This window comes from uncultured Brachyspira sp. (genome assembly GCF_910588665.1).
Lineage (GTDB): Bacteria > Spirochaetota > Brachyspiria > Brachyspirales > Brachyspiraceae > Brachyspira.
Genome location: NZ_CAJUPR010000004.1, coordinates 185,539 through 208,122, shown reverse-complemented (window position 1 = coordinate 208,122; position 22,584 = coordinate 185,539). Strand labels below are relative to the sequence as shown.

The following is a 22,584-nucleotide window of genomic DNA, read 5'->3' as shown; positions in this document are numbered from 1 at the left end:
ACATACATCAAGCAATAATTAAAGTGCGGTATTTTCAGAATGCCGCACTTTTTTAAATTTATTATTAGCATTAAAATTTAATAAAAAAGACAAGAGACTTAAAAATAAACTCCTGTCTTTTTAATAATTATAAATATATATCAGTCTTTTTTACTTTTGCCTTTTTACTTCTAGGCCGGTTGAGGCATATCTTTGCAGCTGAACAGCCGCAGCCTTAGGATTTTTAACTACGCAAGGACCTCCGACACATCCTCCATTGCAAGCCATAACCTCCACAAGATTAGGCGTATCATCATTAATAGGAGTCTCGCCCGATTGAACTTTTCCGTAGCCTTTAAGCTGCTTCATACCTTCTTTATCAAGACCATTAATAACTGCGGCTTTTAATTTTTCAGGATGTTTTAATCTTACTTTTACAGCATCAGCAACTCCTCCGCTTACTGCATATTTTCTTCCCGAAGCGGTAGGAATATTTTCAATTTCAAGATCAGGTTCTTTAGAAACATCGGTACCTGTAGCTATAAATAAAGCCTCAAGCTCCTCCATTGATAAACAATAATCTACTAAATCATCATCTATGCTTTCTCTTCTCTTAGCGAGACAAGGTCCTATAAATACATTAACCGCATCAGGATATTCGTTATGCATCATCTCTGCGGTATAATGCATAGGTGTTCTGGTTTCAGATACGCAATCTATTAATTCAGGTACATGTTTTCTTACTGCTTTAACATAAGCAGGACAGCATGAAGTTGTCATTAATTTATCACCTCTTTCCATTCTCTCCTCAAATTCAGCCGCTTCTTTATCTGAAGTGATATCGGCTCCTAAAGCAACTTCCCATACATTATTAAATCCTATCTTTAATAAGGCGCTTTTAATTTGTCCTGGCTTAGCATTAAATTGAGAAGCTATGGAAGGCGCATACATTACATTAACTTTTTCATCATCTTTTAAATGCTTTAAAACATCGATAAGCTGCCCTTTATCCATTATAGCACTGAAGGGACATTCCCTCATGCAGTTTCCGCAGAATATGCATTTATGATAATCTATTACCTCTTTCCCATATTCATTTTTATTAATTGCGCCTACAGGACAAGATTCTTCGCATGGAACAGGTATATAAATAATAGCATGATAAGGACAATTTTTTAAGCATAATCCGCAGTTAATGCATTTATTACTGTCTATATAAGCTCTTCTTTCATCTAATATAGTTATTGCATCTTTAGGACAATTTACCATACAAGGTCTTGCTAAACAAGCCTGACAAGCATTTGTAACCATAAAATTGGCTCTTACGCAGGCATTACATGCCTCATCAAATACCGTAAGCATAGGCCAAGTGGGCTTATCCCTATCCAATGCTAATTTGGCATATTCCGATAAAGATATGCCGCTGTCCTCCTTGCCTTCTATGCTTATTCCAAGTATTGCCATTATTCTGTTTTTCATGATTTCTCTATCATTATGAATACAGCATCTTATAGATTTGCTGTCTCTAGGTATTATTTCTATAGGCAGTTTATCAATATCTTCTATTAATCTGTCTTCAATAAACATTAATGCTATCTTTACAAATATATCTTTTTTTAACTGAGAAGCATTATTATTAATATTCACTTTTATCCTCCTAATTTTTTATAATAAATTTTATATATATTATAATATTCAGACGATTTTTTTCAAGCATAAAACATATACTCAAGAAATAAAAATACAAACAAAATTTTAAAACTCTGATAAAATATTATTTTAATAAAAAATAAGATTGACATTTTATAATTTTTATAATAAAGTAATTAAATATGCGGAGCGGGTAAACGCGGTATTTAAGCAGCTAATACCGAGGAAAGTCCGTACCTCTAAAGGGCATCATGCAAGCTAACGGCTTGAAGGCGAAAGCCTATGGAAAGTGCAGCAGAAAATATACCGCCGATTTGGTAAGGGTGAAAAGGCATGGTAAGAGCATACCGCATTTATGGCGACATAAATGGCATTGCAAACCCCATGAGAGGCAAGAGCAAACAGAAACGGATAGCCCTTTTCCCAAGTTTCAGGTGGCTCGCTAAAGCATTGTAGTGATATAATGACAAGATAAATGTTTACCTTAAATGACAGAATACGGCTTACAGTTCCGCTTATTTTTTATTTGTTCTATAATTTACAATTTATTTTATAAATTTCTAATTTCTTTTTAACTCAACACCATTTATAATTATAATCATCTATTTTTTCTAAATTAAATTCTTTCCAATCATCGTATCTATTATTATATTATTTATAATAATGCTTATCTTTTTCTATTTTTAAAATATAAGCAAATATATATCTTGTCATTTTTATGTTATACTTTTTTCTGATAGAATAATATCCCATTAAATTATCATTATGAAATCTGTATGAATAACAGCTGAGCCATTCAAACTCTTTTATAGAAGATAAATATTTACCATTCCTTGAACCTGTCCAAATACCTTTAAGAGATATATCTGGATTAGCAGGCTTTTTTATTTATTAGAATCATAGAGACTTTCATATAACAATATGCAATTAACATAATTAAAAACAGCTTTTTTATAAGTAAGCTCCGATAATAATTATTTTAATAGATATTAGCAGATGAATCTTATAATTTTTTTACTGTAATTTATTATATATATTATTATATACCGAAAAATATCAGTCTTTAATTTTGCTGTATTAGAGATTTAAAAAAATAAAAATCTTTGAACAAATATTTTTATTATATTTTATAATTATATAAAAATATAATAAAAAGTAAATTATATTTTATATTATTTTTTATAAAATAACCTGAAACAAAAATAAATAAAATATTTTAAAAACTTTCAGCATATATTAATTAATAAGATTCTTTACCTCCTCCCAGCTTAATTTATTAATATCAGTCATAGAATCGCCGACAACCGTATTAATCAATAAACGCTTTTTATTTTGAAGCTCAAGTATTTTCTCTTCTATAGTACCTCTTGTAATAAGCTTATAATTAGTTACAATGCGTTTCTGCCCTATTCTGTATGCTCTGTCTGTAGCCTGATCTTCAACAGCGGGATTCCACCACAAATCATAATGCATGACTGTATCAGCCTTAGTTAGAGTGAGTCCTGTGCCTGCGGCTTTTAGACTAAGCAAAAATATAGGAGCCTCTCCTCTATTAAATCTATGCACTAAATCCATTCTGTCTTTTGTAGCACCGTCTAAATAAAAATAATCTATTGCCAATTTTTTGAAAGCAATACGCATAATATTAAGCATTCTTGTAAAAGAACTGAATACCAATACATTATGCCCGCCTGAAACAGCTTCCCTTATCATCTCTATAAACATATTAAACTTACCGCTTGTATGACTCTCTTTTCTCAAATCATTATGCATAAGTTTAGGATGACAGCATACCTGTCTTAATCTTGTTAATGCTGAAAATATTTCTATATGCGACTGGGCAAAGCCTTTTCTTTTTACAGTTTCAAATATTTCTATTCTAGCCGCTTCAAGTATAGACATATAAAGTTCTTTCTGATCTTTTGTTAAATCGCAGTAGCTTACTACTGTATGTTTAGGAGGCAGATCTTTAAGAACATCGTTTTTCAATCTTCTTAATATAAAAGGCGCTATTCTATTTTTTAAATTATCTAAAGCCTCGCTTGAACTGTCCAATCCTGCAAGTATAGGAGCTTCATAATTTTCTGCAAAATCCTTATACCTGCCTAAAAATCCGGGCATAAGAAAATCAAACATAGACCACATCTCGCTTATACTATTTTCTATAGGTGTACCGCTTAATGCAAGCCTTTTCAATGATTTTAAGCTTTTTACCATTTTAGCATTCTGAGTATTGGCATTTTTTATATGCTGAGCCTCATCAAGTATTAAATAATTAAACTGATTGACGCTTAATGCTTTTACATCTCGTCTTAATGCAGAATATGATATTACAGCTACATCATAATTGCTTACAGCTCTAATCTTTTTCATTCTTGTTTTTAAATTGCCGGATAAAACTATAACTTCAAGAGAAGGTGCAAATTTTTTAATCTCGCATTCCCAATTAGCAACGCATGAGGTTGGAGCTACTATTAAAGAAGTAAGACTGATGCCGTTTTCTTTTTCTTTTAATATTGCAGCTATAGTCTGAAAGCTCTTTCCAAGACCCATATCATCGGCAAGTATACCGTTTAATGACATGTCGGCTAATTTTCTAAGCCATTTATACCCGACTAATTGATAGCTTCTAAAATCGCCTACTATAGTTTCAGGAGGCTTTTCATCATAATCCACTTTTTTTATATTGGCTATAGAATCAGCAGCATTGTCGTCTAAATCTAATTCTATGCCGCTGTGTTTTTCAAGCATATCAGCAAAATAAGGAGCGCTGAACATAGGCAGCAAATATCTGTTATCCTCCTTTTGTTCTATAGGATTCTCTTTAAACATCTTGGCAATATAATCAATTACTTCCAAATCTATAGGAACAAATGAACCGTTCTGAAGTCTTATATATTCCTTATTTTCGGTTTTTACGGCTCTTATAATATCCGATAAATCATGTATTTCTTTAACTCCTTCAAAAGAAAAATTAATCTCAAAAAAGTTAATATCTTTAGTTAAAGAAACTCTCATTTTTAAAGGCTTAACATTTAATTTCAGAGATTTAAAAGATTCGCTGTAATAGCAAGTCCAGCCTCTGTCCTGAAGATACGGAAGTATTTTGTAGCATAAATAAAATATTTTTTCATCATCAGAGGTTGAAAAAGTATAATCTCCTACTTTATCCAAATATTTTGATAATGTTCTGCAGAAATATTCTTCTTTTTCGCTATCTCTGTAAATTTCCGAAACCTCATGGTCAAACATATTTCCGCTTGTAAATTTACCCGAATAAGGATCTACTGTAAAAGGACCGTATTTGAATTTAATAGTTGAAAACACATTAGCACCATCATAATCCAAAAAGAGCAATGCCTGAGCTGGAAACGATAATATATCATTCTCTTTAATATCTTTAGGAAGTTCTATATTATTAAAATCTTTTTTTAAGTTAGGAAGAACCCTTGAGCAAAAATCTTTTATATATTCTTTTTTTACAATTATACTGTCTTTAAATATATTTTTTTTTATTTTCGGATATGAAGGATTAGTTTCATAAAATATATCTTTATATAATATAAAAGGACAGTTTTCTCCGAATGCATATACTCTATTTAAATCAACATCTTTAATTGACAAATTAAGAATTAAATTCTTTTCTTCACTATAAAAGCTTTCCAGCTGCAGATTAAGAACTTCATCGCTGAATGTTATAACCCTGCTTTCAAGCCTTATATTAGCAATATCTTTTAAAAGCTTCAGACATTGATAAGCATCATAATCTTTAAACCATAATTTGCCGTTTTCCTGCACTTGCTTTGCATCGGCATACAAATTATTTAAAAATCTTATTAATTTTGCTTCCGCTTTGCTGAAATCCTCAAGTTCTATTATTTTCTCATTATATTCTATAGTCTGTCTGCTTCCGACAACGCATGAAAATAAAAAACTCTCGAGCTCCCCCGCTCTGTATTCTTTTTTATTTTCTAAATCTATTAATTTTAAAGAAAGTCCAAGTGTTATTTCATTGTTATTATCTCCCCTTAAAGATAAAAGCACCGATAAGCTGTAATACTCTCTGTAAAGATTATCTCTGTAATTATTCATTAAGGGAGATCTTGTATAATAAAGCCAATCTTTACGGGAAGCATCTGATATTTCTAAGTCATATTCTTTTTTATTTCTGTCTATACGCTTATTATCACTCTCTGTAATAATAACGCTGTTTGCTATGGTTTTAATAGAAGCCTTTTCCTGTTTCTCGGAATCAGCATTTAAGTTTAAAAAAGGACTGTCATTCTCTTTGATTTTCTTTTTGGACTTACCCCTAGCATTCATAATATAACCTTACTATATTTTTACACATTATTTTTTTAACGGCTTTTATAATAATAGAATTATTAAAAAAGTCAATATTGTATAATGTATAAAAATGTTTAGGAGCCATACTTATTGGACTTTTGGGGTATAAAAGCAGTATACTTGTTATAATATTCTTGCTCAAAAATTATAAGGATACTGCTATGAAACAAAAGTATAGCATAAAACTTAAATTATTCATAGTTCTGAAAACATTATAAGGAGAAAAATATTTATATCTTTCTAAAAAAGATTCTTAAATCTTAAAACTTCTATGAATAAATTTAATAAGCAGAAATTATCTGATTACACTAATTTTTATAATAATAAGAGATTGATTTCATCATTAGTACATATTACAATCAAAGAGAGAATCAAAAATATTATGCCAGAAAAAAGCATATTATAATTAGTTGAATTTTTATATAAATATGTTATAATATGACGATGAGGTTTAGGAGTTAATTATGACATATTATGATGCGGCAAAAAAAGTTTTAGAGCAAAGTGATGTTCCTATGAAACTTGATGAGATATGGGAGAAAGCCTGTGAACTAGGTTATGACAAAAAAATAGAAGAAGCAGGTAAACAAAATAATCCAGATTTTAAAATGAGTATAAGTCCAAAACATAGCATTGGTTCAAGAATATATAAAGATATCAAATATAATCCTAATACTACAATATTTGTTAAGGTTGGAAAAGGAAAGTTTTTATTAAAGAGCAAAAATAATAACTCCGATCAAAGTTTAATAAATGAAATTAATAATTTAAGCGAAGAAGAATCAGAAGATATCATTGAAAATACAATTACAAATAAAAATATATTAGAAGAAGATTTACATATACCTCTCACAAAATATTTAGACTCAATGAAAATATATTCTAAAACTATAAATGCTAATGCTTCCAATATTAACTTGAAAGGCAAAATGAAATGGGGTACTCCTGATATAGTGGCTGTTACATTCAAAGATTATATCAATAAATCAGTTTTGGAATTATTCAATCATATAAATGTACCAACTACAGAGCTTTATGCTTATGAATTAAAATTAAAACTCACACTTGGAAGTTTGACAGAATATTATTTTCAGGCATTATCAAATTCAGGATGGGCTAATGAGGCTTGGCTTGCTGCTATGGAAATAGATGAAAATGATATAGATTTAATGGAAGAAATAAAAAGATTAAATCAGTCTTTTGGAGTTGGTATAATAAAATTAAATTATGATAATCCTGAAGATTCAGAGATATTATTTTCAGCCAAAAAAAGAAACTATTTAGATATAGATACTATGCATAAACTTTGCTGTAACATACAGTTTCAAGATTTTATTAATGATGTTAATGAAATTTTAGAAGCCAAAAATAAATCTAAAAATCATATAATATCAAGTTTGATAGACAAAGGAAGATTCAATAATCCTAATAAATAAAATAAAAAGAAAGAAGATAAAAGACAAGCTATAGAATATCATTAAGCTTAAATGATTTAAATAAATATATGCTTTATTTATTTTTGATAAGCTTATTCGGAAGAATATATTTCTTTTATTTTTATCTCATCATAAAAAGAAATCCTATATGAATAATATTTCATAACTTTATTTAAAGTATCTAAATCAGGCTTAATATATAAAGAAACGCTTGCCAAATCTGATGACCACCATAATATATATTCTTCAAATGGATTTTTATTAAATGAATAATTTTTTATATCCGTTTTTGTAATATTTCCATATTTAAATATTAGTTTTTCTTTTATACTATCAATATCCGCCATTGCTGCAGGATTATAAAATGACGGTTTATTATATATATCGCCTATATGATTGCAAATTTCTATTCTGTAAAGCTGATTATTATAGAAATATAGATAATATGCCAATTTTTCAGTATCATTTTTATATATATTTAAAATAGTGTTGTTTTTTAATTGAAGTGATTCAAAAAAATCAGCATATACATTTAAGTTATAATTAGTAATTTTATTATCCGCTTCTTCAATATTCATTCCGAATTTTAAATCCTTATAACCGTTTAAGCAGAATAATTCGGGCATCTGAGCAAATACGATATTAATACCAGTTAATAAAATTATTACTATATATTTCATTTTTATATATTTTATTTGATATTATTTACGGAACTATGAAAAGAGTTTATTATATTTAAAGTATCCTTCGGAGTTTCTGCATATTGTATCAAATTTAAATCCTCATCATCTATATAGCTTTCTTTAAGCATGTCTTTTTTTATCCACTCAGCAAGATCCGTATAATAATCATAATTCATTACTATAATAGGTATTCTTTGAATAACTTTAGTTTGTATCAGAGTTAAAGTTTCAAACATCTCGTCCATTGTGCCGAAACCTCCCGGATATATTATTACCGCCCTAGCATATTTTAAGAACATAACCTTTCTTGCAAAAAAATACCTGAATTTTAATTCTTCTTTTACATACGGATTTGTTTTCTGCTCAAAAGGAAGTTCTATGCATAAACCTACAGATTCTGCATTAGCATCAAAAGCCCCTCTGTTTCCTGCCTCCATTATACCGGGACCTCCTCCTGTTATAATATCATATTTATTTTCGCCTAATAATTTGGCAGTTTCATAAGCTAATTTATAGTGAGGATGATCTTCTTTGGTTCTTGCGCTTCCGAACATTGTAACGGCATTTTTATAGTTTGACATAGTTTCAAATCCATCTACAAACTCCCCCATTATCCTGAATATTCTCCAAGATTCGCTTAGCATATCGGAGTTTTGCAATTCATAAGTTTCTCTTCTCATTAATATATCTCTTCCCTATTTTATAATTACTGCTGTACCGTAAGCTATAACTTCAGTAGTTCCTTCCATCACAGATGAAGATGAATATTTTACTCCTATTACTGCATTGGCGCCTAATTTTTCAGCCTCTTCCAGCATTCTTTTTGTAGCCGTTTCTCTGGCTTCGCTTATCATTTCCGTATAGCTTCCAACTTCTCCTCCGACTATATTTTTTAATCCAGCTAAAAAGTCTTTACCTATATGCTTAGACTGAGCTATATTGCCTTTAACTAATCCTAATAATTCATAATTACAGCTGCTTGGCAAATAGTCAACACTGAATATTTTAATTTCAGAGTTCATTTCAATTCTCCTTATTTATATTTTATATTATGTTAATTTATCGGAAATAGATTTATGCACTTAAATAATTTTTATTACAGAAGACAATTTATATATTTTAGGATTTAATAAATAATAAAGATGCATACATACTTATTAAAAAAAGATTTAATTAAAAAAAATTACTAAATATTCAATATATAAACATAGCATCGCCGTATGAAAAAAACATATAATTATTTTCTACAGCCTTTTTATATGCATTCATAATATTATCATATCCTCCAAAGGAGCCTGCCATAGCAAGAAGCGTTGAATAAGGCGTATGAAAATTGGTAATCAAAGCGTCTGCACATTTAAACTTATAAGGTGGATAAATAAATATACTGGTATAGCCTTCTAATCTTTTAAAATCATAATTATGATATTCGCTTTCTAATACTCTTGCAACGGTTGTTCCGCATGATATAACTCTTCTGCCTTCTTTTTTGGCATTTATTATTATATCACAGCTTTTTTCAGGTATCATAAACTTCTCTTTATGCATAATATGATTAAGCAAATTATCTTCTTTAAGAGGATTAAAAGTTGAAAATCCCACATGCAAAGTAATAAAGCAGATAATAATTCCTTTAGACTTTATATTATCTAAAAGCTCTTTTGTAAAATGAAGTCCTGATGTAGGAGAAGCAATACTGCCGTCATTTTCTGCATAAACATTCTGATAAAACTCTTTATCTTTATTATTATACTCCTCCATACCTTTTTTCTTTCTTCTTTGTATTATATAAGGAGGAAGAGGAATTCTGCCTATATTATCCAAAATACTGCTTGTAAGAGGCTTAGAAAATTTTATAAGTTTTGTTGATATATTATCTTTTTCTATTGAAGCTTCAATATTAATACAATTATAATCTAAATATAAAATATCATGTTCTTTAATATTTTTACCTTTTATAAGGCATTGCCAAAAACTTTCATCATCATTTAATTTATTAATAAGAAGTATTTCTGCATTTCCGCCTGTGTTTTTTTTAGCATATATTCTTGCTGGTATTACTTTGCTGTCATTTAATACTAAAACATCATCTTTATTCATATAATTAATAATATCTGAAAATATTTTATGCTCAATCTCTCCCGTATTCCTATTTAAAGTCATCAATCTGCATTTATCTCTTTTATAATTAGGCTCGGCTGCTATTAAGTTTTCAGGTAAATAAAAATTATATGCTTCTTTATTAAGATAGTCCGTCATAATATTTCACCGCTTATTTTTTAGAATGTTACTATTATCTTTCTCTGTCTTAGAAACTTAGTAAGATTTTTTTTAGTTGCTGCGCCAGATTTTACCAATGCATATTCATCGCTTATCTTCTTTATAATAATTCCCTTTCTCTTAGCCTCGTATATTATTTCTTCCAGCTTATTTGAATCCTTTATAATAATAAATGTAACATTATCATATACATAAGAAATAACCCCCCTTTCATACCATCTTCTTATGCTTGCCTCAACATGCTTAGGCATTTCAACATTATTATCAGATAATATATCTTTTAATACAATTAAGAAATTATCAAAAAAATATTCGGATTTAGTATCATTTATTATAGTCTTTCCTCTTAATATGCTTTCCTCCGTCATAGAATAAGTATAAACCGTTTCCCTATTATCCAAATCAAAATACAAATTGCACATATAGATAAAATTATTGGAAAACAAATAATGATTAATCAATGTCAATTCAAAATTACTGTTAATAAAAGCTCTTCTAAAGCTGTTTCCGTCATAAGCTGCATTCCTAACTGCCAATATAGCATTTTCATAAAAAGATGCCTCAACAACTCCAAGCATAAACATAGAATATATTATATTATTATATTCTTCTGCGTTTACAGAATTATTATATATTTCCTTAAATTTTATAAATAATACTGATTTTGACATGCTTTCATTTTCTATAATTGAAAGAATATTTTTATAATAATCCGAATAATTTTTATAAATATTTTTTAATATAAAATCTCTTCTATTCTCTATAGAATCGGATAAATAACTTTTTATATTATCATACTCTAAAGAAATATATCCTCTATTATCAATTTTAATTAAATTCAATTTTGAGCATATATTTATTATATTATTTGATTCTAAATTATTAGTTAAAAAATTTATATGAATATCTTCTGCAGATAATTTCTGTGCATCGCATTCATATATAAAAGCATCAATATCATTTAATATATTAAAATGATTATATATAAATACAGAACTTTCTATATTATCTTTAAGATTTTTATCTAAATTTTCCAAAACATTTTTATTATTAACAGCGACATAAGGAATGAGAATGCTGCTTTTATAAAAATAAATGCAGATAATATTAGCCTTACATAAAATAAACAATTCATTATCATCTATTTTTGATTTGCTGTATTCTATAATATTTCCGTTTTCATATATATGAATAATTTTATTAAGATATTTTTTATAAGTATTTACTGTATAAGTATTATCAATATAATAAGGAATTTTTATATCATCTTTAAAAATAATGCTTTCTATTATTGATTTAACATTAGGCAGAAAATATAAAGTATCATCATGAGAGTTAAGTTTCCTTCTCTTTATCTTTAAATATAAAAGACCTGATTTTTTTATATCTTCTATATGATTAAAAAATACAGGAAGCTGTTTCTGGCTATATTTAAGAGAATAAGCTATATCTATAGAATTTAATTCTTTATCCTCATTTTTCAGTATATAAAGTATAATATCTCTGGATTCTTTAGATAAAATAAAAAATTTAAAAGATACCATTGATATGGAAGAAGATTTTACTTTTAAATCTTCAGTATTTTTAGCCTTCCAAATTTTTAATAATTCTTTTAAAGTATCTTTAGAAATTTGATCATACATACTGCATTCTTATTTTATTATAAAGTATTTAAAGAAACCCTGAGGTACATCATTAGGTCTTTTAGATTGTATCCAAGCAATCATAGGCTGACCTTTTATATATCTGTACGGAACAAGTCCCCACATTCTGCTGTCGCAGCTTTGATCTCTGTTATCTCCCATAACGAAGAAATAATCTTCAGGAACATTATATATATATTCATCGGGTCTGTCTTTGGTATTAGGAACATATATATTCATCCAATACCATAATTTTAAATCATCGCTTACTATCTGATCATTTACATGAACTTCAAAAGAACTAATATCATTATAATAATCCGCTCTATCCTCTAATTTTCTAAATATTATAATATCTCCTTTTTTAGGTACATAAATAGGTCCGTATATATCTATAATAGGTACAAAATCTCTGTCATTTCCATAGAAAAAATATCCCCATTTATCTTCTATTTCGCTTCCGTTAATAATAATTTTTTTCTCTCTGATTTCAACCGTTTCCCCTGCAGATGCTATAACTCTTTTAACAAATTCTTTTCTCGGATCCAAATCCACAGTCTTAAGCCCAAAAAATAAAGGAGCAGGCGCCAAATGAGTGCCTCCCGTAAGCTTCTCTCCTATATAATCCGCAAGAAGAAATCTAGGGTCCCAAGTAAAAGGGGTAAGAGAAAATATCATAACAGGAAGCTTTAAAAACTGCACCAAAGAAGAAGGTTCATAATAGGGCATTGAGGATTCGCATCCGAAAGAAGCCGAAGGAGGAGCTCTGAATACCACCAAATCACCTCTTTGAGGAGATTTTATTCTTGGAAGCCTGTATCCTAAAAGCCCGTCTGTAAAAGGAAGCTTCACGCCGTAAACAAATCTGTTTGCAAAAAGTCTGTCTCCCGGCATTATGATAGGTATCATAGAGCCTGTGGGAATCTGATAATTCTGTATTAAAAATGTATTTATAAGAAGCACAATAACTATTGCATATAATATTTCTTTTAAGGTATGCTTAAAATTACGGAACTCCCCCGCTATAGTTTCAGTAATATTTTTTATAGGATTCTCCATTTAATTAACCCCTTCCGATAATAAATATTGATTTATAAGTATATAATAAAATCATTAAAATAGCAATTATATAAACTGGTAATTTTTATAATAATAGCTTACTTTATAATTTTAATATAAAAAATTTCTTGTAAAAAATAATTATGCAGTATATAGTTTAGATAATTAAAGCAAAAATTTAATTTGCTATTATATAAGTGTATATTTAAAAATATATATATAAAATTTCAGGAAGTTTATTTATGAAAAAGTTTTTTACTATTTTAATATTTTTTATATTTTCAGCCAGCATATTTGCAAAGTGGGAAGTTGAAATTGATTCTCTAGATACATCGTCTGATTTCTATATTTTTAATAATATTAGTTCGGATAAAGAATCAGTAATAGCTATAGCTGTCGATATACAATTAGTTGATGATTTTAGCGCCGCTTATAACAATGATCTTATAGCGGCAGTTTTTATTTATAGTGATAAAATAGAACTTGACAATAATTATTATTTAAAAATAAAAAGAAATTCAGGAAGCAGTATTAACTATAATATATCCGAAAATAACATAGCTGAAATAAGTGATTCAAAAAACGCTATTTGTATTGGAGGCGATGATAAGCTTGTGAGAGGAGCAGGCAGAACGGTTAATAATTTAATAAAAATATTATCAGATTCTTCGCAATGTGATTTATACTACAGAGATTCTGATGAATTACTGGCTGGTTTTAATTTAAAAGGATTAAAAGAAATTATGAAAGAAAATATCGGCGATACAGAATGGTATAAAAGATTGTATGAATAAATAGTAAGCTTTGCGTATATTTCTACTATCAAATAAAATATTTTGGAGGAAATATTGAAAAAAATACTTAAGCTTTTCATAATAATTATTTCTTTATCATCATGTGCTGCAAAAGTACATTTAATAGAAGATTCTTTTTACGGAGAGAAATTTTATCAAACGGACTATATATCAATTAATGACTGGTCTTCTTCCGTAAGGCTGAGATTAAAGAATATAAGCGGCAGCGATAATATAATAATAGAAGCTCAGTATGTAAGAGACAGCTCTTTTAATGTTTCTAAAGATAATAAAATAATATTAAAATTTGACGGTGAAAAGTATGCAGAGCTTAATTATAAATCATTAGCCCCTAAAACAGATACAGAAGTAATATATGGCGCTTCAATATACTTTATGGACACGGCTTATATTGACAGAAGCTACAGCATACAGGCGGAAAATAAGATAGATAATCTCTCTATTTTAAAAGCTGTAAGGGTTGAAACCACCGAAGGTTTTAAAAATTATACCGTACCTGAAGAGACAGCAAATAATTTATTAAAACTATATACCGAAATGAAAACTTTATTATCAAAATAATATTTATTATAATTATAAAAAATACGCATAAATAATATTGACAAATATTAAAATAGCTGTATATTTTCGTCACTGTTTTATAAATCTTTTCATCATATCCAAGAGGTTGTTTATGAATACTAATTCATATAAATTTTACAGTGATAAAAACAAATTATTCGGTAATTTTGACTTCTATAAATTATGCATATCTATTGCAGTACCTGTAATGCTTCAGCAGCTTATAATGGGAATGGTTTCCTTAATAGATAATTTTATGGTGGCAGAGCTCGGCGATATAAAAATGGCTGCTGTAAATGTATCAAATCAATTAAACTTTATATATATTGTTATACTTAATACATGTTACGGCGCAGGCGGAATATATATGGCTCAGAATAACGGCGCCGATAATAAAGAAGGAATGCAGCAGGCTTTCAGATTTAAAATTATTCTTCCTCTCATAATATCAATTTCTTATATGATACTAATGACTGTTAATCCTGAAATATTTATGAAACTTATGACTAAAGGCAATACGGCTCAGGAACAAATACTTGTATCAAGTACAAAATATATGCGTATAATAGCATTTACATTTATACCTATATCAATATCAGGGGCTATAGGTTCTTCATACAGGGAAATAGGAAAACCGCATATTCCTCTTATAATATCTGTAATAGCCACCATTTTAAATACTATCGGAAATTATATACTTATATACGGAAATTTCAGCGCTCCTAGACTTGAAGAAACGGGGGCTGCGATTGCAACGCTGACAGCAAGAATAATAGAAATGATTTTATTTATAGCCTATATAAAGCTTCATAAAGAAAAATTTTATGTAAGAAGCAGGGAAATATTAAAAGTAAAATTTAATGTGTTTTATTCTATGCTTAAAAAATCAAGTCTTATATTTTTAAGCGAAATAAGCTGGGGATTAAGCGAAATGTTTATGACGGCTCTTTATAACAGCAGAGGAGGTGCGGAAACAGTTGCAGGCATGGCTTCAGGATTTACAATAGCCAATATATTTTATTTAGTTTTTCAAGGCATATTTGTTTCCACAATGGTAGTTGTAGGCGGAACTTTAGGACGGGGAGAATTGGAAGATGCAAAAAATAAAGCCAAATGGATATTAAACGGATCCGTAATAGCGGGATTAGCCGTAGGATTAATTCAAATGTCGTCTGCTTTATTAATACCTATTATATTCTCTAAACTTACGGCTGATGCTCAGGCTATTACAAGAAATCTGGTAATATTAATAGCATGCTACATGCCAGTATGGACATATATTAATGCTCAATTTGCAGTTTCAAGAGCGGGAGGAGATACATTATTCGGATTTGCAGTTGATGTTCCTGTATCATTATTAATGTTTGCGCCTTTAGCTTTAATACTTGCTAAATTTACTTCTGCAGGTCCCGTTGCCATGTTCGGTATAGCAAAATTAACGGACTTTGTTAAAATAACTATAGGCACTATAATGCTTAAAAAAGAGAGATGGGTAAAAAAACTTACGGATTAATACAGTCATCAAAATATAAAAATTATTATTAAGTTAAGTAAATAGTTAATAAATTAATTCCGATTATATAAACGGTGTTTTAGTTAATTTTCTGCTTTTAATATATTAAAATTAACTTATAATATATAACTATAATTTAATTATAGATTATTTTATTTATAGAGGATTTATGAATTACACTTTCTCTCTTATAACATTAGAATTGGGTATTCCTGTTATAGCCACTATTATATCAATAGTTGGTATAATATTATATACTTATATATACTTTCAGCTCTATGATGAAACTCAGGCTATTATTATGTTTATAGGGTTTCTATGCTTTATATTTTCCGCATTAGAAGCCTTAAATATTATAACTTCTCTATACAGTCCGAATAATGAGCTAGCCCCCAATTTATATAAATTTGAACAGCTGGCGCTTTCTCTGACAATTATTCCTTGGATGATGTATATAAAAAATAAATTAAAGCTGAGTGAGCAATTTCATTTTATATTGGATAAATTATATATAGCAGCAGTATTCATACTTATACTATTAATTGCCGTAGCTCTATTATATCCTCAGCTTTTTATAGTAACAAAAGAAGCAATGACTACATTAAATGATACTATGAAAAACAGCATAAAAAGCAGAGGCGAAATAGGAACAATTTATATATTAAGAGATTTTATATTCACAATATATTATTTTATTATAATATGCGCATTCTTATATGAAATACTGGTTAATAAAAAAATCAAAGAAAATATAACTTTACTGATATTAATATCTATAATATCTATATCTTTTTTTGATGATTTCAACGGAATATCAATTTATACAAAATATTCAAGCGGATTTTTATTTTTTAATAAACTGACATTCAGCAGAATCACATTAGCTTATGCAGTATTTAATGTTATAATAATATATTTATCCGTAATAAGATTTATTTCAGCAGTATATAAAAAAACAACTCCGTCTTATGATTTGGAAAGTATAAAGGCTCAGGATTCTATAATAATTGGAACAGCTATAAATACATCTGAAAAATTATCCGAATTAAAAGAAAGTTTTTCTCAGTCTGTTAATCATTTGGTAGACAAAGTAGAAAATACTTACTCTACTATTAATAATTTGAAAACGGATATAAATAGAATTATAGATTATACCAATGAATTTATTACCATAGAAAATTTTCAAATAAATGACGGTAAAATAAATATAGAAAAAATAAATGAATTAATAGAAACATATCCTGATTTGCAGGCTTCTGTAGAACTGCAGAAAAAAACGCTTGAAGAATCAAACAAAAAATTATCCGAATCGATAGAAAAAATATACAGTCTGCAAAATCAAAGCAGAAATATGATAAGCATGTTTGAAGATTTGAATAAAAAAATAGAAACGGAAAAACTAAATTTTACAAAGGAATTCCGTAAATCTGAAAGTTTTGGTCAATTAAGCTTTCAAATAAATAGAATTATATCTTTTATGGAAAATATGTACGATAAAACTAAAACTCTTGCAATAAACTCAAGCATACAGGCTTCTAAATCGGGAGAATGGTATAATAACTTTTCTGTAGTATCAAAGGAAGTTTCTGAACTTGTAAATGAAACTTATAAGGCGACAAACAGAATGAGGAGTTTATTATTTAAAATAGAGGATATATTTAAAAAATTTAATTATTCAAACAGCAGCATTAATAATAATATATCTTCATTACTGGAAGAAGTTTCGATTCATTATGAAAGATTTAATAAATTTAATAAAAATATGGAAAAACAAAACGATTTCAATATGAATATAATAAAAAGTACAGATAAAATGCATGAGTCTGTATCTAATATGACAAGTATTATTGTAAATGAAGAAAATGACTTTTTAAATATTAAAAATAAAATAGAAGAAATTAACGGCTATATTATAAATATATCTGAAAAAGCGTCTATAGAAAATATTGAAATAAAAAATCTTATGCGCGATATGAATAAGCTTTTAGCTACTTCCGATGATTTGGAATCTATAACAGGCAAGCTTAATAATGAAATGAAAAAATTCTTAGAGTATACAGGCGACTTAGAAAATAAAGTATATGAATATTCTAAGGTTATGTAAGAGGAACGGATATGAATATATTTTCAAATTTGATATACGGATATAATATAACAATATTAAAATTATTAACGCCTATTATAGGTATTTCTTTAATGACAGTATTTATTATGCTGTATTTATTATTAGCTATAAAAACAAAGAAAATTATATATATTACTATTTCAGTTACGCTTACATTTATATTATTATATAATATAATATCTCTTTTCATAATATTTTTTGAGGTATATGGAATAAATAAAGAATTATCATCGGCTATGTATTTGACAATAAATATTATAGTATTAATTACAGTTATATTAATGCCTGTAAACTCTAAAAATTTTATATTAAAAAATAAAAGCCTTATGAATTTAAGCAATATCGCATTTGTACTTGGAATAATATTATCTGTAATACTTATAACTTTAAGTATAATATACCCTGACAGATTTTTTTCAATTTCAATCAGCTATTATGACTCGGAAAGTTCATCGTATCTTATAAAGTCAGCAGGATTATATTATAAATTAAAAACATATATCATATTATTTATATTTTTAATTATGTTTATATCTACTATAACGGATATTATAATGAATTATAACTATAAAGATAATATATTAATGCTTATTTCAATACTTGCGGCATTAGCGCTGATATTAAGATCCATCTATATAGATAAAACATTAAACGGTATAGATTTTGACAGAGTGGGAATTGCTATTGTAATATCATCTTCATTCAGATCCATATCTATATTTTCATCATTTGCAAAAAATGCTATGGATTCTATAAAGAGAGAGAGCATATTAAATAGTAAATTACATTTGAATCTGAAAACTTTAAATAATATAGACAGAATTTCAAAAGAATTAAATATAATAGACAAAAATCTGATGGATACTTCTATGTTTGTCTTTGAAATAGATAAAGAAAATAAAGATGCTTATAATATAATAAGCTCCAAGATAGATTCAATATTAGAATCCAATGATAAATTAATAGATGCAAAAAACAGCAAAAAAAATATAATCAAAGACGGATTAAAATATACAAATACTATATTTACTTTCTTTGATAAATATAAATCTCAAATGCAGGATCATTTCAGAATATTAAATCAGACTATTTCAAATATGAAAGATTCAAATTTTTCTAATGATCAAATAGCTACTTTAAAAAACGAATTAAGGCTTATAAAAGAAAGTATGGTTGAAACTTCTGAAAAATTTTTAGATGCCATAATAGAATCTGCTAATCAATTTAAAGATGTCAATAATATAACAGAATCCATATATGAAACAATAGAATATATTAAATCTATTACAAATAAAACCAACCTTTTATCTATAAATGCAGGTATTCAGGCATCAAAAGCAGGATTTTACGGCAAAAGTTTTTCTGTTGTGGCAAAAGAAATAGGAGCTTTATCTTTTGAAATATCCAAAGGAACAGACTCAATAGAAAAAATGCTTACGGATATATTTGCAGGATTGGTAGTGATAGAAAACTCTTCATTCTACATTAAAGACAGATGTAAAATAATTACAAAAGAAGTTAATAGAATATCTGAAAATATTGATAAGTTTATAAAAGAAATAGAAAATAATATTAATACGGATTCTGCAAAATTAAGTCATTTCAAATCCATAGAGCAATATAATGATGCAATGTCCAATATATTAGCAAATCAGAATTTAATAGTATTATCTATAAAAGAAAATATATCTGCTATGCTTGAAGTTCAAAATAATTTAAACTCTAAAATAGAATATCAAAATCAAGATGTATATAAAATATTTAATAATTTCAATAATATAATAAAATCAAAAGATGAATTGAATGAAATAACAAAGAAAATAGGAAATTATTCCTCATTTATGCATACCGATATAGAAGCATTATCAAATATTATAAATACTCATAGAAATAAAAGCAGTTTTACATTTGCTCCTATAATATCTTTACTTAAGAGATCATAATGCTGAGTAATATTGATATATTATTAACTGCATTATTAACTGCTATGTTTTTGTATGGTTTGTATAAAGGATTAATATCAGTAATTACGCCTGCTGCAGCCGTAATATCAGTATTAATAATATCTCCTCTCATATATAATCAAATGTCAAAATATTTTAATCATTCTATAATATTAAAAATAATATCTCTTATAGCATCTTATTCAATAATAAGAATAATACTTTCAAAAGTTGAAAAAAGTATAAAAGATATTTTAAAAATAATATATTTATCATGGATAGACAGACTTATGGGCGGTATTGTAATATTATTTATATCAGGCTCTGTTATTTATTTAATAATGATTACAGCAGTATATTTATCTCCCGATTATGAAAAATTATTTTCAAACTCAATTATATTAAATAATATATTTATTTTATTCAAGCGCATTTTTTCTTCATTTGAAAACAATAGATATACAAATTATTTTTATCAGTTTTTATAAAAAACATATAATTGACAATAAAAGTCTTTTATTATATTATGTTGCATTATATTAAATTTGTCTTAAGGAAGTAAAAATTATGAAAACAATAGACGCCAGAGGCATACCCTGTCCAAAACCTTTAATCCTTACAAAAACCTCAATAACAAATGCCGCTTTAAATGAAGAAATAGAAATTTTAATAGATGATGATACTGCATTTCATAATATCAAAGACTTTTTAAATAATAATGCAATAACATATACCAATGAAGGGCAAAACTTTAAAATCATTAAGAATAAGGATATATCATCTTCTAATTATTCAAATATAGAAAAATTTTCAGGACCTGTAATTGCTGTTGCCGACAAAAAAGTAATGGGAGCTGGTAATGATGAACTTGGGGAATTATTATTAAAGGCATTTCTGGGAGCATTAAAAGATGCAAGTCCTAAACCAGAAGCTTTATACTGCTACAACGGAGGGGTTTATTTAGGAGCTGAAGAACCATATAAAACTCTACTGCAGGAATTAAGAGATGCGGGAATAAAAATATTTTTCTGCGGAACATGTGTTAAATTCTATAAATTAGATGAAATAAAAACTGAAGAGCAGACTAATATGCTTGGAATTATTGAAGCTATGGGCAATGCTTCTGCGGTTATAAGAGCATAATAAAAAATTTTAATAAATATGCATTATGAAAAATTACTACTTTGACAACTCCACTACTAGTTTTCCGAAGCCTAAAGAAGTTGCCGAAGAGATTTATAATTTTATAATGAATACAGGAGGAACTTACGGAAGAATTAATACAGAAAGAGGAAAAGAAACCACTAAGAAAATTGAGGAATGCAGAGAATTATTGGCAAAAAAATTCTTAGGGACAGAAAATTATTCTAATGTTATATTTACTTCAGGAGCCACAAGATCAATAAACGATATACTTATAGGACTTGATTTGCATGACTGCAAAGTATTAATATCTAATTTAGAACATAATGCGGTACTGAGACCTATATATCAGTTAAGCAAAAATAAAAATGTAAAATATAATATAATACCTTCTTTAGAAAACGGAATAATAAATACTCATCTTCTTTCTCAGATAATTAAAAAAGAAAAAATATCGCTGGTCATTGTTAATATGGAAAGCAATGTAAGCGGATTAATACAGCCTATGGCAGAAATTAAAGAGGCTATAGGAGAAATACCTTTGCTTGCAGATGCAACACAGTCTGCAGGTATGCATGAAATAAAAGCTGATGAATGGAATATTGATTTTATTAGCTTTACTGGTCATAAAGGCTTGCTTGGTCCTGCAGGTACAGGAGGTTTTTATGTTAAAAATCCAGATAAACTTAAACCTGCATACTTCGGAGGGGGATTCGGAGACTCTTATGAAACTCCTTACAGCATACCTGAAATATACGAATCTGGTACTCCGAATACCGTTGGGATTATAGGGCTTTCGGCAGCTCTTAAAAACAGACCAAGCTGGAATATTGATATAAATGATATGATTGATTCAATAAAAGAAATAGAATCTATGAATAAATATAATGTTATATGGTCAAAAAATAAATATTCTCAGGGGTTTTTATTTTCAATAACAGCTGATAATATGCCTGATTTGGCTCATAGATTATATGAAGATTATAATATAGAATGCAGATACGGTTTTCACTGTTCTTTTTTGGCTCATAATTTTTACGGAAATAATAAAGGCGCTATCAGATTTTCTTTCTCCCCGTATACTGTTAAAAAAGATTTAAAATATTTAATAAATGTATTAGGACAATAATTATGTCAAGAATTTTTTGTTATTTACAAACACCAAGAGATTTAATCAAAGCTGAAAAAATATTATTGGATGCAGGGATAGAAGTTATTGTACGCCCTGCTCCAGAACCTGTATTCGGGGTATGCAATATGGCTATAGATATAGAGGAGAAAGATAAATTACATATTATATCATTGCTGGAATCTGCAGGACTGCTTGTAAAAATTAAAAATATGAACTAGTATGATTTGCAGATTTATAAAAAAGGGCTGCTGAAAAAGCAAGCCCTCAAACATTAT

The 22,584-nt window shown here is 27.8% G+C and carries 18 protein-coding genes and 1 other RNA gene; 11 read left to right on the top strand and 8 right to left on the bottom strand.

Annotated features, from left to right (window positions below; all coding sequences use genetic code 11):
* Window positions 1-150: 150 nt before the first annotated feature.
* Window positions 151-1,626: a 4Fe-4S dicluster domain-containing protein gene (locus QZ306_RS04610; protein WP_295161644.1), complete on the bottom strand. Its 1,476-nt coding sequence runs from the start codon at window positions 1,624-1,626 to the stop codon at window positions 151-153.
* 184 nt (window positions 1,627-1,810) lie between these two features.
* On the opposite strand from QZ306_RS04610, the gene rnpB reads away from it, so the two are divergent.
* An RNA gene (gene rnpB / locus QZ306_RS04605) (RNase P RNA component class A) lies at window positions 1,811-2,151 on the top strand.
* A 714-nt stretch (window positions 2,152-2,865) separates the two neighbouring features.
* Here rnpB and QZ306_RS04600 read toward each other — a convergent pair.
* Window positions 2,866-5,952, bottom strand: a complete 3,087-nt coding sequence (locus QZ306_RS04600) for a DEAD/DEAH box helicase (RefSeq protein WP_295161643.1) — start codon at window positions 5,950-5,952, stop codon at window positions 2,866-2,868.
* Between the two features lie 488 nt (window positions 5,953-6,440).
* On the opposite strand from QZ306_RS04600, the gene QZ306_RS04595 reads away from it, so the two are divergent.
* Entirely contained in the window at window positions 6,441-7,412 is a 972-nt protein-coding gene (locus tag QZ306_RS04595; protein ID WP_295161642.1) for an HTH domain-containing protein, read from the top strand.
* A 92-nt stretch (window positions 7,413-7,504) separates the two neighbouring features.
* Here QZ306_RS04595 and QZ306_RS04590 read toward each other — a convergent pair whose 3' ends face one another.
* The 6 genes from QZ306_RS04590 to lepB all read right to left on the bottom strand — a co-directional run bounded on the left by QZ306_RS04590 (window position 7,505) and on the right by lepB (window position 13,077).
* Complete coding sequence (locus QZ306_RS04590; protein WP_295161641.1) at window positions 7,505-8,092, bottom strand: hypothetical protein; 588 nt, start codon at window positions 8,090-8,092, stop codon at window positions 7,505-7,507.
* Between the two features lie 11 nt (window positions 8,093-8,103).
* Entirely contained in the window at window positions 8,104-8,775 is a 672-nt protein-coding gene (locus tag QZ306_RS04585; protein WP_295161640.1) for a TIGR00730 family Rossman fold protein, read from the bottom strand.
* 15 nt (window positions 8,776-8,790) lie between these two features.
* Window positions 8,791-9,117 (bottom strand): YbjQ family protein, encoded by a 327-nt coding sequence (locus QZ306_RS04580; RefSeq protein WP_295161639.1) that lies wholly within the window; start codon window positions 9,115-9,117, stop codon window positions 8,791-8,793.
* Window positions 9,118-9,289: 172 nt separating this feature from the next.
* Complete coding sequence (gene queA / locus QZ306_RS04575; protein WP_295161638.1) at window positions 9,290-10,354, bottom strand: tRNA preQ1(34) S-adenosylmethionine ribosyltransferase-isomerase QueA; 1,065 nt, start codon at window positions 10,352-10,354, stop codon at window positions 9,290-9,292.
* Between the two features lie 20 nt (window positions 10,355-10,374).
* Window positions 10,375-12,018 carry a hypothetical protein gene (locus QZ306_RS04570; RefSeq protein ID WP_295161637.1) on the bottom strand — a complete coding sequence of 548 codons (1,644 nt, stop codon included), beginning with the start codon at window positions 12,016-12,018 and terminating at the stop codon, window positions 10,375-10,377.
* 9 nt (window positions 12,019-12,027) lie between these two features.
* Window positions 12,028-13,077: a signal peptidase I gene (gene lepB, locus QZ306_RS04565; RefSeq protein WP_295161636.1), complete on the bottom strand. Its 1,050-nt coding sequence runs from the start codon at window positions 13,075-13,077 to the stop codon at window positions 12,028-12,030.
* Window positions 13,078-13,319: 242 nt separating this feature from the next.
* On the opposite strand from lepB, the gene QZ306_RS04560 reads away from it, so the two are divergent.
* The 9 genes from QZ306_RS04560 (at window position 13,320) to QZ306_RS04520 (ending at window position 22,527) form a co-directional block, all read left to right on the top strand.
* A complete protein-coding gene (locus QZ306_RS04560) occupies window positions 13,320-13,871 on the top strand; it encodes a hypothetical protein (RefSeq protein ID WP_295161635.1) in 552 nt (183 codons plus the stop codon).
* A gap of 54 nt (window positions 13,872-13,925) precedes the next feature.
* Window positions 13,926-14,453 carry a hypothetical protein gene (locus tag QZ306_RS04555; protein ID WP_295161634.1) on the top strand — a complete coding sequence of 176 codons (528 nt, stop codon included), beginning with the start codon at window positions 13,926-13,928 and terminating at the stop codon, window positions 14,451-14,453.
* 112 nt (window positions 14,454-14,565) lie between these two features.
* Window positions 14,566-15,966, top strand: a complete 1,401-nt coding sequence (locus QZ306_RS04550; RefSeq protein WP_295161633.1) for an MATE family efflux transporter — start codon at window positions 14,566-14,568, stop codon at window positions 15,964-15,966.
* A 169-nt stretch (window positions 15,967-16,135) separates the two neighbouring features.
* Window positions 16,136-18,070 carry a methyl-accepting chemotaxis protein gene (locus QZ306_RS04545; RefSeq protein ID WP_295161632.1) on the top strand — a complete coding sequence of 645 codons (1,935 nt, stop codon included), beginning with the start codon at window positions 16,136-16,138 and terminating at the stop codon, window positions 18,068-18,070.
* 11 nt (window positions 18,071-18,081) lie between these two features.
* Window positions 18,082-20,034 (top strand): methyl-accepting chemotaxis protein, encoded by a 1,953-nt coding sequence (locus QZ306_RS04540; protein WP_295161631.1) that lies wholly within the window; start codon window positions 18,082-18,084, stop codon window positions 20,032-20,034.
* The gene (locus tag QZ306_RS04535; protein ID WP_295161630.1) at window positions 20,034-20,522 is read left to right on the top strand and encodes a CvpA family protein; all 489 of its coding nucleotides are present in this window, start codon (window positions 20,034-20,036) and stop codon (window positions 20,520-20,522) included. The genes QZ306_RS04540 and QZ306_RS04535 overlap by 1 nt, the downstream gene beginning before the upstream one ends.
* Window positions 20,523-20,601: 79 nt before the next feature.
* Window positions 20,602-21,177: a sulfurtransferase-like selenium metabolism protein YedF gene (yedF, locus tag QZ306_RS04530; protein WP_295161629.1), complete on the top strand. Its 576-nt coding sequence runs from the start codon at window positions 20,602-20,604 to the stop codon at window positions 21,175-21,177.
* A gap of 25 nt (window positions 21,178-21,202) precedes the next feature.
* A complete protein-coding gene (locus QZ306_RS04525; protein WP_295161628.1) occupies window positions 21,203-22,306 on the top strand; it encodes an aminotransferase class V-fold PLP-dependent enzyme in 1,104 nt (367 codons plus the stop codon).
* A 2-nt stretch (window positions 22,307-22,308) separates the two neighbouring features.
* The gene (locus QZ306_RS04520) at window positions 22,309-22,527 is read left to right on the top strand and encodes a putative Se/S carrier-like protein (protein ID WP_295161627.1); all 219 of its coding nucleotides are present in this window, start codon (window positions 22,309-22,311) and stop codon (window positions 22,525-22,527) included.
* Window positions 22,528-22,584 lie beyond the last annotated feature (57 nt).